The organism is Paludisphaera soli (assembly GCF_011064595.1).
In the GTDB taxonomy this organism is placed as follows: Bacteria; Planctomycetota; Planctomycetia; order Isosphaerales; family Isosphaeraceae; genus Paludisphaera; species Paludisphaera soli.
On sequence record NZ_JAALJI010000037.1, the window covers coordinates 1 to 15342 of the forward strand.

Here is a 15342-nt window from a genome sequence, read left to right on the forward strand (position 1 = left end):
GCCCCCACCACCATCCCGATCGCCGCCAGCTCGTCCTCGGCCTGCACCACGGCGAACGTCCGCTCGCCGTCGGGGGCGGTGCGATGCGCCTTCAGGAAATGCTCGGCCGCTTCGGCCAGGCTGCTCGACGGCGTGATCGGATACCAGGTCAGCACGGTCGCGCCGCCGAAGACCAGGCCCAGCCCCGCCGCGCGATTGCCGTCGATCAGGAGCTGCCCGCCGGTCAGGTCGGCCCGGCGGACCTTCCAGGGGAACTCCTCGCCCTTCCAGTTCTCCGCGGCCCATTCGTACCCGGCGCGGGCGGCCGCCAGGTTGACCTCGGCCGCCTTCGCCTTCCGCCCCGGGAACTCCCGCCGGACGCCGAACTCGACCCCCTCCATCTCCAGGTCGCACGCGAAGGCGAGCGTCCCCACGTAGACCATGTTGACGACCTTCCGCAGCTTGTCGCGGTAGGCCGGCGTCCCGTCGGGAGGGTACGCGCCGTCGGCCAGCTTCTGGAACGGGACGGGGAGGAATCGCACGTCGTCGCGCAGACCGCGCAGGTCTTCCTTGAACTCCTCGCGGTAGATGATGATCGACCCCGGGATCGCCGAACGGACGTCGTCCGGCGCCGTCGGCTCGTGCATGCAGACGATGATCTGGGGGTCGAGCCGATGGCCGACGTACCCCGCGCCCGAAGCCCTCAGGTGGAACCACGTCGGCAGCCCCTCGATGTTCGACGGGAAGATGTTCTTCCCGCTGCAAGGGACGCCCATGTGGTGCAGCGCCCGCAGCAGCACGAGGTTGGACGACTGGCTCCCCGAGCCGTTGATCGTGCCCACCCGGATCCGCAGGTCGTTGACCGACGGCGGCGGCGCGGGCCTGGTGGAGGATGCGTGGGCCTCGGCCGGCGAAGGGGCCGGGGCGGTGGCGCTAGCGGCCATGGATCGGTCTCCTCGGCGCCGGCCGGGCCCGGCGATTCGGGCGCGGCCTCGGACCCGACGGGTCGAGCGTTCGTGACGACTCCCGCGTCGGCCGGGCCGCCTCGCGAACCGCCCGGACCTACCCCGATTCTACGACGCCCCGCGTCCGCCCCAAGCGAAATCCCCGAAACGCTCGACGATCTCCCAAGGCCGCCCGTCCCGCCCACGCAGCCGGCCGCGACTTGCGCGGCCCGTCGGAACGTCCAAAAAAAACGACCGGCGCGAGCCCCTTGATCCCGATCGCGACCTACTGTTCAATAGTCCAGAATCCGGTCCGGGCCGCGGAGTCCGGCCGGAGTGAGGTGGATCCTCGTGACGAGGATGACGGCCATGCGGGAGCGTGCGAGCGTCGTCGAGGGGGGGCGGCCGGCGGGCCGCAGGACGGTCAAGGACGTGCCGTTCGTGGAGCTTTCCGGCGGGCGGGTGCAGGGGGTGGTGTCGAGCGGCTCGGACGTCGAGCGCGTCTACGTCTCGTTCGTCGAATCGGGCGGCGGTTACTCGTGCTGCACGAACAACAATCGTCCGTGCGGGGGCCTGCGCGGCGCCCCGTGCAAGCACATTCACGAACTGGTCGACGAGGCGATCCTCCAGTTCGGCGCGGCGCGGGTGGCGGCCTACCTCGGCGTGGCCGACGGCCCGCCGCCCGAGGACGCCCGGACGCTGCTCGGCGGGCTGCGTGGGGACGAGCGGAAGGAGTCGCCGGGCGTGGTCTTCAGCCGGTTCCTGAGCTATCTCCGCTACTGCGAGCTGCAAGCGAGGCCGGGCACGGTCCTGGAGATGGGATGGTTCGCGCCATGAACGCGCTCACGACGCTGCCGCCCGGCGTGGACGAGGCCCTGGGCCTGGCCGGGCAACTCGATGACGCCCTGCTCCACGGCTTCGCCCGGCTGGGCGACGAGCATCGCGACCGGCTGGAGGCGCTCGCCGGGGTCTTCGAGGGTTCGCCCCTGGGCCCGGCGGTCGCCGAGGCCGTCGCCGCGGTCGGCCGCAGCGAGTTCGTCGCGCGATCGTTCCTGACGCTGGCCTCGGCGCGCGTCGCGCTGCTGGGCGCCGCTCACGACGCGCTCCTCGCCCAGGCCCGCGAAGCCCTGGGCCGTCCGTCGCCCCCGGCCGAGGAACCGACGCCCCGGCCGGCGGCGGGCTCGGCCGCGCTCCTGGCGAGCTCCCAGCAATGGCTGTCGGAGCTGGCGATCGCGGGGCTGTCGCACCTGGAGGAGACGACCGTCGCCCCGTTCGCGGCGACCCTGGAGAACCTCCAGGCCGACCCGGACCTCACCGGGCTTGCGGCCCTGCTGACCGGGTTCGTGAACGAGCTGATGCGGCACGCGCCCGCCTCGAAGTCCGCGTCGCTGCCGTCCTTCCGCTGGGGCGACCTGTGGTCGGCGGCGATGGTGCGGACCCATCAGGTCCCGGGCTCGCCGACATTCCGCGAGGCCGAGGGCGTCCTCACCCCCCTGGGCCTGGACGTGCAGGCGCACGAGAATTTCGCCTGCTTCGTCCTCTACGGGCTGTTCGACGACGGCGAGGCGCGGACGGTGCGCGTGCCTTTCTCCGGCTACAAGGTCGACGCCATCGCCGGGGCCGAGGCGTGGGACCTCTTCGGGGACGTCGCCGAGCCGGTCTTGAAGGCCCTCGACGGCCGCAAGACGCTGCGCGTCGCCAGGGCCGAGCTGCGGGCCGACGGCGACCTGATCCTGCGGTCGCCCCCCGAGGCGGCCGGCGCCGCCGACCCGTTCGGCCTGGCCGATCGGCTGACCGCGACGCCCCCGCCCCCGGCCCTGTACCGCCACCCGGTCCACATCGCCGAGCCCGTGAAGCTCCCTCGCGGCCACGGACTGCCGATCGCGACCGAGCGGATCCCCGACGGGTCCGAACTGACCAAGGACGTGGCCGGGGAGGCGACCGAGCTGATCGGCCTCCTCCGCTTCGATCGGGGCGGGTGGCGCGTGCAGCCCCTCTGCGCGGGGACCCGGAAGAAGTACGCGATCGCCGGCGGCGAGCTGACGGCCGCGCGGAAGAAGCTCAAGAACCGCTCGCTCGACGTGTTGAAGGAACGCTCCAGCCGGCTCCTTCGCGGGAGTTGAGGTGCCCATGCCCGACCCCGTCGTGCTCAATCAGCGGCAGATGCTCTACTGGCGGCTCCTCGCCGCGACGAGCGGCCTGGAGGAGGCCGGCTCGGCGTTCGAGGCGACCGCTGTCGAGCTGGCCGACCGGCTCGAACTCCCCCCGGCGATCCTCGACCCCGGCATCGGCGTCGACGTTTTGCTGCATCGCCACCCCAAGCTCAAGCCGCACTTCGACGCGATCCAGGGCTGCCTCCAGGAGTCGCCCGAGGGAGCGGCGGCCCCGCCGCCCGACGACGAGGTGGATCTCCGCCGCACCTTCGCCTACTCGAAGCTCCTCCTGAACGTCTTCGGGCCGAACACTCGATCGCCCTCGTGCAGCGCCGCCCAGTACAACCAGTGGTGCCAGGACGTGGCCGCGCTGGAGCGTTGCATGGGGATGGCGCCGGGGAGCCTGCGGCCCGGCGGCGGGGCTTCGGGCGGCGAGGCTGGCGCGGGGCGGGGGGGGCCGCCCGGGCTCGGCGGCTCGGGGTTCGGCGTCAGCGGCAACGCCCCGAGGATCGACGACCGGCAGCTCCGCGAGGAGCTGACGGCGATGGAGAGCGACCTCGTCAAGCGGATGGACCTCCGCGAGGTCCTCAAGGACGACCGCCTGGCCGCGCAGCTCACCCCGACGCCCGCGCTGGTCGAGCAGCTCCTCAGGGACAAGTCGAACCTCACGGGGCCCGCGCTGGCGAACGCCCGTCGGCTCATCAAGAAGTACGTGGACGACCTGGCCGCCGTCCTCAAGAAGCAGGTCTTCGGCGCCAAGACGGGCGTGATCGACCGCTCCGTCACCCCCCGGCGGGTCTACCGCAACCTGGACCTTAAGCGGACGATCTGGAAGAACCTGCCGAACTACAACCCGGAGGACGGCCGGCTCTACGTCGACCGCCTCTTCTATCGCCACACCGCGCGGAAATCGCTGAACAAGTACCTGATCGTCGTGGTCGACCAGTCGGGGTCGATGGTCGACGCGATGGTCCAGTGCGCCATCCTGGCCTCGATCTTCGCGACCCTGCCGCGCGTGGTGGTGTCGCTGGTCGCCTTCGACACCAACGTGATCGACCTGACCCCCTGGGCCGCCGACCCGTTCGAGTCGCTGATGCGGACCGACCTGGGGGGCGGCAACGACGGCCCGAAGGCCATGCTCCACGCCCGCGGCCTGATCGTCGACCCCCGGCGGACGACCATGGTCTGGATCTCGGACTTCTACGAGTTCCACAACGACCGGCCGCTGTTCGAGATGATCAAGGCCGTGAAGCAGTCGGGCGTCCACTTCGTCCCGGTCGGCTCGGTCAGCGGCCGGGGCTACTTCAGCGTCAACGAGTGGTTCCGCAAGCAACTCAAGGGGATCGGCCTGCCGGTCCTCACCGGCAACATTAAGAAGCTCATCGTCGAGCTGAAGAAGCAGCTCAACTGACCCGTCCGAGGGACGACCGGAGTCGATCCATGTCGAAGGCGAAATCGGCCGAAGCCGCGAACGAGCCTGGGAGCGCGAGCGAGATCCTCCGCGAGCCGGCGGAGGCGAAATACGCCGAGGAGCTGGAGTGGCTCCGTTCGATCGACGGCGACGCGAAGCCGGCGTCGTGGCGGCTCTCGCCGAGGATGGTCCGCGTGTTCGTCCTGGGCTCGACGCCGGCCGATCGGCTGGACCGCGCGATCCAGCCCAAGTTCTTCGGCGACCCGGGGACGGTCGAGCGGGCGATCGTCACCCTGGCGAGCGACCGGGGCCTGCTGCTGATCGGCGACCCGGGCACCGGCAAGAGCTGGCTCGCCGAGCTGCTTGCCGCGGCCGTCTGCGGCGACAGCACCCGCGTCGTCCAGGGGACCGCCGGCACCACCGAGGACCACATCAAGTACTCCTGGAACGTGGCGATGGTCATCGCCGCCGGCCAGTCGCGCGAGAGCCTCATCCCCTCACCGATCATGACGGCCATGCAGGGGGGGCTGATGGGGCGGTTCGAGGAGCTGACCCGCTGCAGCAGCGACGTGCAGGACGCCCTCATCTCGATCCTCTCGGAGAAATACATCACGATCCCCGAGTTGAAGGGGGACGACGTGGTCTTCGCCCGCCCGGGGTTCAACATCATCGCCACGGCCAACGCCCGCGACCGGGGAGTCAACGAGCTTTCCTCGGCGCTCAAGCGGCGTTTCAACTTCGTGCAGATCCCGGTCGTCACCAACAAGAAGACCGAGCGCGAGATCGTCCTGTTCCGCACGAGGGAACTGCTGGCCCGGAATCGCTTCGAGGTCGAGACGCCCCCCGCGCTCCTGGACATCCTGCTGCAGACCTTCGCCGACCTCCGCGAGGCGGCCGCGTCCGAGACGTCGGAGGACGGTCGGCTGGAGAGCGCCCTGTCGACGGCCGAGCAGATCGGCGTGCTGGAGGACGCGATCCTCCACGGCCGTTTCTTCGGCGACGGCTCCCCCGAGCCCGGGCTGCTGGCGCGGTCGCTGGTCGGCACGCTCGTGAGGCGCATCCCCGAGGACGTCTCCATCCTGAACAAGTTCTGGCATGCGGGCGTGTCCAAGCGGGCGAAGAAGGAGGGGGGCGCCTGGGGCGCCTTCGAGGCCGCGGGCAAGGACGCCCTCGAGAACCTGAAATGAGCGCGAACGTCCCGAAGGGCGAGGACCTCCCCGTGGCCTTCGCGCCGCTGCGCGACCAGCTGCTCGCCGCCGCCGACGCGTTCGCCGACGACGCCAAGGCCCTGGGCGCCATCCTGGGCGGCCTGGTCGACGACGTGGAACGCGCCTTCCGCGAGCCTATGGAGATCTTCCCGGTCTGCCACCACTCCCCGTCATCGGCCCTGCACATGGCGAGAAGGCTGGCGGCGAGGCCGCCCCGGATGATCTTCCTGGAATGCTGCGAGGACCTCCGCCCGGTGGTCGAGGGCCTGCGCGACTGCCGCGCGCCGGTGGCGCTGCAGGCGTTCGCCTCCACGTCGGACCACTTCCCCGCCGCCTGGACCCCCCTGAGCCTCGTCTGCCCGCTCACCGAGTTCTCGGCCGAGTACCAGGCGATCGCCTACGCGCTGGAGAATCCGGACGCGGAACTGGTGTTCGTCGACCGCTCGGCCGACCACGTCTTTCAGTGGATGCCGCAGGAGGCCGACGCCCTGGAGAAGGCCGTGCCCGAGGACCCCGCCGCCGACGACGAGGAGGCGGGCCTGCACGGATCGGCCGTCGGCGTGGAGATCGGCTCGCTGGAGCCGACGTTCGACGCCTTCCGGCGGCTGCTCCTGAAGAACGCCCGCGTCCAGCACTTCAGCGAATGGTGGGACCAGTACGTCGAGGAGGCCGTCGTCGACGGCGACTACCCGGCCTACCGCCAGGTGATGTTCCTGATCGGCAGCCTCTTCCGACGCCTGGGGACGGCCGAGCCCGACCGCCGCGAGGACGAGCTGCGCGAGCGATTCATGTGGACGCGCATCAAGGAAGGGCTGCGAGCCTCCGCCGTCGACCCCCGCGACGCCCTCTACATCTGCGGAGCGGCCCACGCTGCGAGCCGCGTCGCCGAGTTCGGCCTGGCGAGCGACGCCGCCTGGGAGATCCCCCCGCGCACAGGCACGACCTGGCTCTACGGACTCCTCCCCAGCAGCTACAGCGCCATCTGCCACCAGTTCGGCCACCCTCGCGGGGCGGTCACGCTGGCCGAGGCCCGATGGCGCAAGGGCCTCGCCCGCCACGGCCTCAAGCCTTTCGCGCTCAAGCCGCGCGAGAAGAAGCGAAAGCGCGACGAAAAGGTCGAGGAAGCGGCGTCGATCGATCTCGAGGCGACGCCCGCACCCGCGCCCGAGGTGAAGCCCAGGCGGAAGGCCGGGGCGGCCGCCGTCGTCCCGCCGCCGCTCGACGCCGGCCCCGCGCCCGATCGGCTGCTCGGCTACCTCCAGGGCCCGCCGGCCCAGGTCGAGTCGGACGAGGAGGAGCTGCTCAAGAACTGCGTGCGGATCGTGGAGCTGGCGCGGAAGGACGGCTACCTTGCGTCGACGGCCGACGGCATCGCCACCTACCAGACGGCGATCCTCCTGGCGAACCTTCGGAACCGCCGGCACCCGACGCCCTACGACTTCCGCGACGCGGCGATCACCTGCATCGAGAAGGAGGCCGTCCCCGGCAAGCGCGACGTCTCCCGGCTCTGCGACGTGCTCCTCGGCGGCGACCGGGTCGGCCGGATCGGCTTCGAATCCCTGCCGCTGCTGGCCCGGGACGTCTACGACCGCCTCGCCCCGCTGCCGATCTCGCTCGAATCGCGGACGATCCAGCGGGCGCTGCTGGACCTTCGCAAGTCGCCCGAGCTGCTGCCGTGCTCGGATCTCCTCTGGAAGCTCCGCTACCTGCTCTCGCCCGGCGTGGTGCGGCCGATCATGGGCCAGCGATCGCTGGGGCACGTCCCGCAGCAGGAGAGCTGGGACGTGGCGATCGGCAAGAGCCAGGGGGAGGTCATCCAGCTCGGATACGAAGGGGTGACGGTCGAGCACGTCCTCGAACGTCGGCTCAAGAAGGCCGCGTTCGACCCCGACGCCCGCGCGGCCGACGCCCTCCGCGCCGCCGAGGACGGCATCCTGTTCCTCAAGAGCGACCGCCTGGTCGAAGAGCTGGGCGAGCGGGCCGTCGAGCTGCTGGTGAAGGAGCCCGACGCCCGGCAGGCGCGCGAGATCCACGCGCGGATCGCCCGGCTGGTCCACTATTACCGGACGACCGAGGCCGGCCTCCCGGCCTGGCTCAGGCGGTTCGTCACGACGGGGTACTCGCACTACGCGACGATGCTGCCGAACGCCTTCGCCGACCGGGGCGTCCACCCGACGGACCTGGCGGCGATGCTCCAGTTCATCTTCACGCTGGAGAGCCTGGCGCTCTCGCTGGGCTGCGAGCGGAGCCAGCTCGTCATCGCCGTCCGCCAGGCCGGGCCGGTCACGGAAGACCCCCCCAAGCTCGCGCTCCTCTGGTCGGCCGAGTGCGTGCTCCGGCTCCGCGACGTCGCCGGACTCCGCGAGCGCTTCGACGCCTTGACCGACAGCGAACTGACCCTCCCCGCGCTGCCGGAATACCTGGAGGGGCTGCTGCTGGCCCTGGTGTTCACGCCGCTGGTGGGGGGCTTGACGGTGGAGCTGCTCAGCAAGGCGTTCGAGCGGCTGCCGGACCGGCTGCTCATGCCGTGGATGCCGAAGCTCCTTCGAATGCTCCGCCCCCACGCCGACGCGGCGCTGCCGGTGCTGATCAAGGAGGCGGCGGCCGTCTTTCCGCGCGGGCTCGACGCGCTGGTCGACTGGCGACCACCCTGGAGCCGAAACGACCCGGCCCGCGAGGCGATCCCCGCGACTCCCGCCGGGGCCGCGGCCGCTCGGCGGTCGCTCGGGCCCGTCGAGCGGGCGGCCGCGGCGCTCTTGCACGCCCACCCGGCGACGACCGAGGCCGTCGCCGCGACCCTGGGGGTGCCGGCCGTCTGGACGGCCGCGGGGCAGGCGAGGCCGCTGGAGGCCGCCCCGGAGCCGCGCGGCCACGGGGAGGCCCGGGCGCTGCTCCAGGCCTACCCCGCGACGGCCGAGGCCGCCGCCCGCCTCGGCGGGTGAGCCCAGCCCGCCCCGCGATCCCGGCCGTGCTCGAAATGGATCGGGATTTGCACGCCTGTCTTCCTGGAGTCGATCCCCGACGACGCAAAGCCTCGCCGGCCGGCCGACGTGGCCCGGGCGGGGAGGCCGGCGAGTCCGGTCGCGCGGGAACATGCCCGCGCGAACCCGTCGACGACCTGCGTGCGACTCGCGACGTGAGGAGGCGAGCCAAGATGCGCGACGCGTATCGGGATCGAAGGGAGGCGGGGCGGGTCCTCGCCGCCGGGCTCGCGGCCTATGCCGGGCGGACCGACGTGCTGGTCCTGGCCTTGCCCCGGGGGGGCGTGCCGGTGGCGTACGAGGTGGCGAGGGCCCTGGGCGCGCCCCTGGACGTGTTCCTCGTGCGGAAGCTCGGGGTGCCGGGGCACGCGGAGCTGGCGCTGGGCGCCATCGCCTCCGGGGGCGTCCGCCTGCTGAACGACGACGTGGTGCAGGCCCTCGGCGTCTCGCCGGGGGTCGTCGACGCGATCGCCGCCGAGGAGTGGGCCGAGCTGGAGCGTCGCGAGCGGGAATACCGCGGCGACCGCCCCACGCCGGAAGTCCGCTACAGGACGGCGATCCTCGTGGACGACGGCCTGGCTACCGGGGCCAGCATGCGCGCGGCCGTCGCCGCCGTACGCAAGGGGGCCCCCGCCCGGATCGTCGTGGCCGTGCCCGTCGGCGCCCCGTCGACCTGCCGCGAGCTGCTCCGGCAGGTGGACGAGGTGGTCTGTCCCCGGACCCCGGAGCGGTTCCACGCCGTGGGCCTCTGGTATCACGACTTCTCCCAGACGACCGACGAGGAGGTCCGCGCCCTCTTGGGTCGTGCGGCGCAAGAACGCCAGGCGGCCGGCCCGGCCGGCGGGGTCCGCCTCTCCTCCTCCAGGTAGGGGACGTCCGCCATGAACGACGCATCGACCCGGGCCCCCATGCCGAACCCGACCCCGGTCCAGATCCAGGTCGACCGCACGACGCTCGAAGGCGACCTGACGACGCTCGAGCGGGCGCGGGGCGTGGTCCTGTTCGCCCACGGCAGCGGCAGCAGCCGACGCAGCTCGCGCAACCGGTTCGTCGCCGATTCCTTGCAGGCCGCCGGCTTTGCGACGCTGCTGTTCGACCTGCTGACCGAGGTCGAGGAGTACGAGGAGCGGTTCACCCGCCACCTCCGCTTCGACATCGACATGCTGATCGGCCGTCTGGTCGCCGCCACCGATTGGATCCAGCATCGGGCCGAGACCCGCGGGCTGAGGGTCGGCTACTTCGGCGCCAGCACCGGCGCGGCGGCGGCGCTGGGTGCGTCGGCCGAGCGGCCCGAGGTCGCCGCCGTGGTCTCGCGGGGGGGCCGGCCCGACCTCACGCCCGAGCCGCTCCTGGCCGCCGTCCGCGCCCCCACGCTGCTGATCGTCGGCGGCGACGACGCGACCGTCGTCACCCTCAACCGCCGCACGATGGCGCGGATGACCGGCGTCGTGGAGATGGAGGTCCTCCCCGGCGCGACCCACCTGTTCGAAGAGCCCGGGGCGCTGGAGCAGGTCGCCCTGCTGGCCCGAAGCTGGTTCGATCGCTATCTCTGAACCGCGGCCCCGGTCCCGGGCGCGGAGAAGGAAGCCATGGCCCGCGCCGATCGTCTCACCCGCCGGGACGCCCCCGCCACCCCGAGCCTGATCGCCCAGGTCCGAGACCTGGCCCGCCCCTTGAACGGCCCCGAGGACCTGGATCCGCTGCTGGATTTCGTCGGCGAATGCCGCTACGTCCTGCTGGGCGAGGCCTCGCACGGCACCTCGGAGTACTACACCTGGCGGGCCGCGATCAGCCGACGCCTGATCGTGGAGAAGGACTTCTCGTTCCTCGCCGTCGAGGGCGATTGGCCCGACTGCTACCGGATCGACCGCTACGTCAAGGGCCGGGGCGAACCGGGCGCGACCGCCCGGAGCACGCTCCACGCCTTCCAGCGCTGGCCGACCTGGATGTGGGCGAACGAGGAGGTCGCCGAGCTGGCCGAATGGCTGCGAAGGTGGAACGAGGGGGTCGCGGAGGATCGCCGGGTCGGCTTCTACGGGCTGGACGTCTACAGCCTCTGGGAGTCGCTCTATGCGATCCTGGAATACCTCCACGCCTACGAACCCTTGGCGCTGCCCTCCGCCTGGCGGGCCTTCCGCTGCTTCGAGCCCTACGGCGAGGACGTGCGCGACTACGCCCGCGCGGCGCGGTTCGTCCCCAACTCGTGCGAGGACGAGGTCGTCGCGCTCCTCCGCGAGTTGCGGCGTCGCGGCGCCGAATCGCCCGCCTCCGGCGACGAGCGCGAGGCGCGGTTCGTCGCCGAGCAGAACGCCCTGGTCCTCCGTCACGCCGAGGCCTACTACAGAGCGATGGTCCGGGGGGGCTCGGAGACCTGGAACCTCCGGGACGGCCACATGGTCGAGACCCTGGAACGGCTGATGGGCCACCACGGCCCGCGAGCGAAGGCGATCGTCTGGGAACACAACACCCACGTCGGCGACGCGCGGTATACCGACATGGCCGACGAGGGCGAGTTCAACGTCGGCCAGCTCGTCCGCGAGCGTCACGGCGACGAGGGGGTGACGATCGTCGGCTTCGGCTCGCATCGGGGGAGCGTGATCGCCGGCCGGGAGTGGGAGGCGCCTATGGAACGGATGCCGGTCCCTTCCGGCCGCGAGGACTCCTGGGAGGATCTGCTGCACCGGGCCGTCGGGCGCGACGCCTTGCTGCTGTCGGCCTCCGCCGCCGACTCGCCCGAGCTGCTCCGGCCTCGCGGCCATCGCGCGATCGGGGTCGTGTACCATCCGGGGCGCGAGCGGCTGGGCAACTACGTCCCCACGGTGCTGCCCCGCCGCTACGACGCCTTCCTCCACCTGGAGACCACCCGCGCCCTGCATCCGCTGCACGGGATCCCGGTCCGCGAGGGGGGCGAGACCCCGGACACCTATCCCTCCGGGGTGTAGGCGGGCCTGGCTCGTCAGAAGAACATCGCGAACCGCATCCAGAACGTATTGTACTGGCCGATCGACCCAGGGCCGACGATCGGGATCGGGTTGTTGAACCCGGTGTAGACGTAGTCGAAGCTGAGCCGCGTGTACTTGTTGGGCCACCAGTTCACGCCGGTCATGAAGCTGTCCATCCGCTCGGTGGAGCGCGCGGCGTCCACGAAGCCGCGGTCGATGTCGCCCCGGCCGGCGTTGAACTGCGACCACTGGGCGGCGAGCTGCCAGGCGCCGGGGCCGTACTCTCCCCGGCTTGGGATGAACGGCCGCAGCGGCTCCATCGTCGTGTAGCCCTGGAAGCCGTTGCCCATGAAATCCCGCTCGCCGGTGAGCCAGTACGAGGCGTTGACGTAGTAGGCCCACTGCGTCGACCGGCCGGTGGTCCGCCCGTCGGTCAGCATCCGGCTGAAGTTCATCATCTCGGCCAGGATGCTGAACCGGCCGTAGCGGTAGATGTGCGGCGCGACCCGCGACCGCATGCCGTCGGCCCAGACGTCCTGGTTGTAGATGTAGAACGGCAGGCCGACGACCGAGACGAAGCTGGGGTTCGTCGTCGCCTCGCCGTTGTTCAGGAAGGCGATGCTGGTCTGGTGCAGGGCGTAATTCTGGTCGCCGGCCGAAAGCCCGACGCCGCCGCCGAGCCCCTCCAGGGGCGACCCCTTCCACCGCTCGCCCCGGAACGGCGTGAAGTCCACGGCGCCGTTGTACTCGACGTTCCGGTTCAGGTCGCCGAACAGGCTGATGCCGGTGTTCGTTACGCCCGACCACCATTGCATCCGGTTGTCCAGCGCCGTGCCGCTGAACATGAGCCCGATCGGACGCTTGGCGGCCAGCTGGAACAGCGGCGAGTTGGTGATGACCGGTTCCAACGCCGGAGAGAAGGCGTAGTACTCGTAGAGCGGCGGCGCCAGCCCCTTGCCGGCGCGGAGGGTGATGTTCTTGGAGATGTGCCAGGACATGAACATGTCCAGCAGGTTGTACGTCCCCAGGAAGCCCTGGGTCCCCACCTGATAGCTCCAGTCCTTGGTGATGTTGCCGTAGAAGTAGAGACGCGCGAAGGGGATGTTGAAGTTCTGCTCGATCGTGGGGAGGTTGGCCCGATCGAAGAACGTGCCGTCCATCGTCAGCTGGTTGGTGATGTTGAGCGAGAACTCGTCGTTGTGGTCGCTGAAGCTGAAATAGCCGCCGCCGCCGTTGGGGCCGGTGCCGTCGTGGTGGTACTTGTAACGGCCCTTGATCGGGTAGCGGTCGGCGTCGGGCTTCTCGCCCCGCTCGGGGGCGAACGCGCCGGAGTGGTAGCGATCCGGGACGCCGTTGAAGCCGCCGGGGGACTCCTCGGCCGCCGTATGGGGCGTGCCGATCCCGGGGTAGCCCATGCCGCCGCGCGGTGGCGAGCCGAGGCCGCCCCCCGCGTTCGCCGCTTCGAGCTGGCGCTGGAGCGACTCGACCTGGGCCTTGAGCTGGCGAGCCTCGGCGACCTCGGCTCGGAGCTTGCGAATCTCGGCGAGGACCTCGGCGTCGGTCGTCGGCTCGGGCGCGTCGGCCGGGGTTTCCGGCGGGAGCGAGCCGGCGGGGATCGGCGGCGTGGTCGGGGTCTGGGCGGACGTTGATCCGGCCCAGGCGAGGAGGCATGAGGCCGCCAGGCAGGCGTTCCGTGCCGCATGGCGGATTTCGGGCCCTCGCACGATCACCCCCTCGACCGGCAGGCCGGCGGCCCCTGCTTCGATTCGACCGGAATAGGCGAGCCGACGTGCGGCGTTCCGTCCGGAGCTTGCGTGTTGTATCGATTGCGTCGGCCGTCGGTCTTGAGCCAAAGCGTCCGCCCCTGCCCGATTGAACCGAGGCGGTGAATCTGGGATCCTCGTTGTGCCCTCGCGAAATCGGCTTCCGAAGGCTCGCCACGACGTTTCAGTTCCGGATTCACTGTGCTTAATCCTGCCGCAAGGCCCGACCCCCGGACCTTCGCCCTCGTCGTCCTGCGGGGCGTGGGCCAGATCATGTTCCAGCCCCACGCGGGGACGGGACTTTGTTTCCTGGCGGGGATCGCGCTGGCGTCGCCGATGATGCTGGCCGGGGCCGTGCTGGGCGCCCTGATCGGGCCGGCGACGGCCTACCTGGCCGGGTTTGACCGCGCCGAGATCGAGCAGGGGCTCTACGGCTTCAACGCGACGCTGGTGGGCCTGGCCGTCCTGGTCTTCCTGAAGCCGGCCCCGCCGAGCTTCGGCCTGCTGCTGCTCGGCTGCGTGGCCGCGACCTTCGCGACCCGGCTGGCGGGGGCCTGGAAAATCCCCGCGTACACCGCGCCGTTCGTGCTGACGACCTGGCTGCTGCTGATCCTCGCCCACGCGATCTCGGGGCCGGGGATCGACGCCGCGTCGCCCCCGCCTTCGCCGTCCCCGGTCGGATTCTTCTCGGCCGTGCTGCGGGGCGAGGCCGAGGTCATGTTCGGCGCGACCGCGGCGACCGGGGCCCTGTTCGTCGCGGGCCTGGCCTTGAGCGACCCCTGGCACGCGGCGATCGCGGTGCTCGGATCGATCGCGGGGACGGCGCTGGCGGCGTATCACGGCGACCCCTCGGGGAAGATCTCGCTGGGGCTCTACGGCTACAACGCGGCGCTGGCGGCGCAGGCGCTCTTCCTCCGCCGGAAGTCGCTGACGACGCCCATCCTGGCGGCCCTGCTCGCCACGGTCCTGGCGGAATCCCTCCCGAGTTTGGGCCTCCCCGCGCTGACGGCCCCGTTCGTGGCGGCGGCCTGGATCGGCCTGGCGGTCTTGCGGGCCGAGGGCCGCCTCTTCGGCCCGTGGCGATGATCGAAGGCCTGGAAAGGATCGGAGGAACCCCATGCATCTGACGCCTCGCGAGCTCGAGAAGCTGATCATCCACCAGATGTCCGACATCGCCCTGAGGCGCAAGGCCAAGGGGCTGAAGCTCAACCATCCCGAGTCCATGGCCGTGATCTGCGCGGCGGCCCTGGAAGGGGCGCGGGAAGGGAAGACCGTCGAGGAGGTCATGAAGGACGCGGCGGCCGTGCTGACCCGCGACGACGTGATGGAAGGCGTCCCGGAGATGATCCCGTTCGTGCAGCTCGAGGCCGTCTTCACCGACGGCAGCCGCCTGGTGACGGTCCACGAACCCATCAAGTAATCCCCCGCAACCGCGACGAACCCGGAGGCGAACCATGGCCGAGCCCGAGAAGAAGCCGGACGAGCCCGGAGTCGGCGACTGGAAGCGGCATCCCGACGCGTCGCCCCACGCCGAGGAGGGCCGGGCGGTCCCGGTGGGGGGGCTGATCCTGGCCGACGGCGAGATCGAGATGAACGTCGGCCGGCCCACGACGACGCTCAAGGTCCGGAACACCGGCGACCGGCCGATCCAGGTGGGCTCGCACTACCACTTCTTCGAGGTCAACCGCCACCTGGACTTCGACCGGCCGAAGGCGTTCGGCCAGCGCCTGGACATCCCCGCGACGACCGCCATCCGGTTCGAGCCCGGCGACGAGAAGGAGGTGACGCTCGTGCCGATGGGGGGCAAGCAGTTCTGCCTCGGGTTCGCCAACCTCGTCGACGGCTGGACCGGCGACGGCCCGACGCCCGACTTCCGCCCGAACTACGAGGCGGCGGTGCGACGCGCGAAGGAGCAGGGGTTCAAGTCGACCGAGTCCTGACGCCACGAGGGTGATCGAAGG

General features: G+C 71.2%; 13 protein-coding genes. 11 read left to right on the plus strand and 2 right to left on the minus strand.

Annotated features, from left to right (window positions below; translation table 11 throughout):
- A partial coding sequence (locus G6O68_RS28510; RefSeq protein ID WP_206108235.1) for a 2-oxoacid:acceptor oxidoreductase family protein occupies positions 1 to 923 on the minus strand: 923 nt, incomplete at its 3' end.
- Positions 924 to 1292: 369 nt separating this feature from the next.
- Between G6O68_RS28510 and G6O68_RS28515 the strand changes: the two genes are divergently transcribed.
- The 8 genes from G6O68_RS28515 (at position 1293) to G6O68_RS28550 (ending at position 11618) form a co-directional block, all read left to right on the plus strand.
- Positions 1293 to 1760 (plus strand): hypothetical protein, encoded by a 468-nt coding sequence (locus tag G6O68_RS28515; RefSeq protein WP_165252578.1) that lies wholly within the window; start codon positions 1293 to 1295, stop codon positions 1758 to 1760.
- Positions 1757 to 3046, plus strand: coding sequence for a hypothetical protein (locus tag G6O68_RS28520; protein ID WP_240911542.1), 1290 nt, complete (start codon positions 1757 to 1759; stop codon positions 3044 to 3046). Before G6O68_RS28515 ends, G6O68_RS28520 begins: the two co-directional genes overlap by 4 nt.
- Positions 3047 to 3053: 7 nt before the next feature.
- Positions 3054 to 4487 (plus strand): vWA domain-containing protein, encoded by a 1434-nt coding sequence (locus tag G6O68_RS28525; protein ID WP_165252580.1) that lies wholly within the window; start codon positions 3054 to 3056, stop codon positions 4485 to 4487.
- A gap of 29 nt (positions 4488 to 4516) precedes the next feature.
- Positions 4517 to 5674, plus strand: a complete 1158-nt coding sequence (locus tag G6O68_RS28530; RefSeq protein ID WP_165252582.1) for an ATP-binding protein — start codon at positions 4517 to 4519, stop codon at positions 5672 to 5674.
- Entirely contained in the window at positions 5671 to 8637 is a 2967-nt protein-coding gene (locus tag G6O68_RS28535) for a hypothetical protein (protein ID WP_165252584.1), read from the plus strand. The genes G6O68_RS28530 and G6O68_RS28535 overlap by 4 nt, the downstream gene beginning before the upstream one ends.
- 212 nt (positions 8638 to 8849) lie before the next feature.
- Entirely contained in the window at positions 8850 to 9545 is a 696-nt protein-coding gene (locus tag G6O68_RS28540) for a phosphoribosyltransferase (RefSeq protein ID WP_165252586.1), read from the plus strand.
- Positions 9546 to 9557: 12 nt separating this feature from the next.
- Positions 9558 to 10229 carry a dienelactone hydrolase family protein gene (locus G6O68_RS28545; protein WP_240911543.1) on the plus strand — a complete coding sequence of 224 codons (672 nt, stop codon included), beginning with the start codon at positions 9558 to 9560 and terminating at the stop codon, positions 10227 to 10229.
- Positions 10230 to 10265: 36 nt separating this feature from the next.
- Positions 10266 to 11618: an erythromycin esterase family protein gene (locus G6O68_RS28550; protein ID WP_165252588.1), complete on the plus strand. Its 1353-nt coding sequence runs from the start codon at positions 10266 to 10268 to the stop codon at positions 11616 to 11618.
- A gap of 14 nt (positions 11619 to 11632) precedes the next feature.
- Here the strand turns inward: G6O68_RS28550 and G6O68_RS28555 are convergent, their stop codons facing one another.
- Positions 11633 to 13342, minus strand: coding sequence for a porin (locus tag G6O68_RS28555; protein WP_240911544.1), 1710 nt, complete (start codon positions 13340 to 13342; stop codon positions 11633 to 11635).
- Between the two features lie 240 nt (positions 13343 to 13582).
- Between G6O68_RS28555 and G6O68_RS28560 the strand changes: the two genes are divergently transcribed.
- From G6O68_RS28560 to G6O68_RS28570, 3 genes are read left to right on the plus strand one after another with little or no spacing between them, the layout of a single operon-like run.
- Positions 13583 to 14467 carry an urea transporter gene (locus tag G6O68_RS28560; protein WP_240911545.1) on the plus strand — a complete coding sequence of 295 codons (885 nt, stop codon included), beginning with the start codon at positions 13583 to 13585 and terminating at the stop codon, positions 14465 to 14467.
- Positions 14468 to 14498: 31 nt separating this feature from the next.
- Positions 14499 to 14801, plus strand: coding sequence for an urease subunit gamma (locus G6O68_RS28565; protein ID WP_165252592.1), 303 nt, complete (start codon positions 14499 to 14501; stop codon positions 14799 to 14801).
- 34 nt (positions 14802 to 14835) lie between these two features.
- Entirely contained in the window at positions 14836 to 15321 is a 486-nt protein-coding gene (locus G6O68_RS28570; RefSeq protein ID WP_165252594.1) for an urease subunit beta, read from the plus strand.
- The last annotated feature ends 21 nt before the right edge of the window (positions 15322 to 15342 follow it).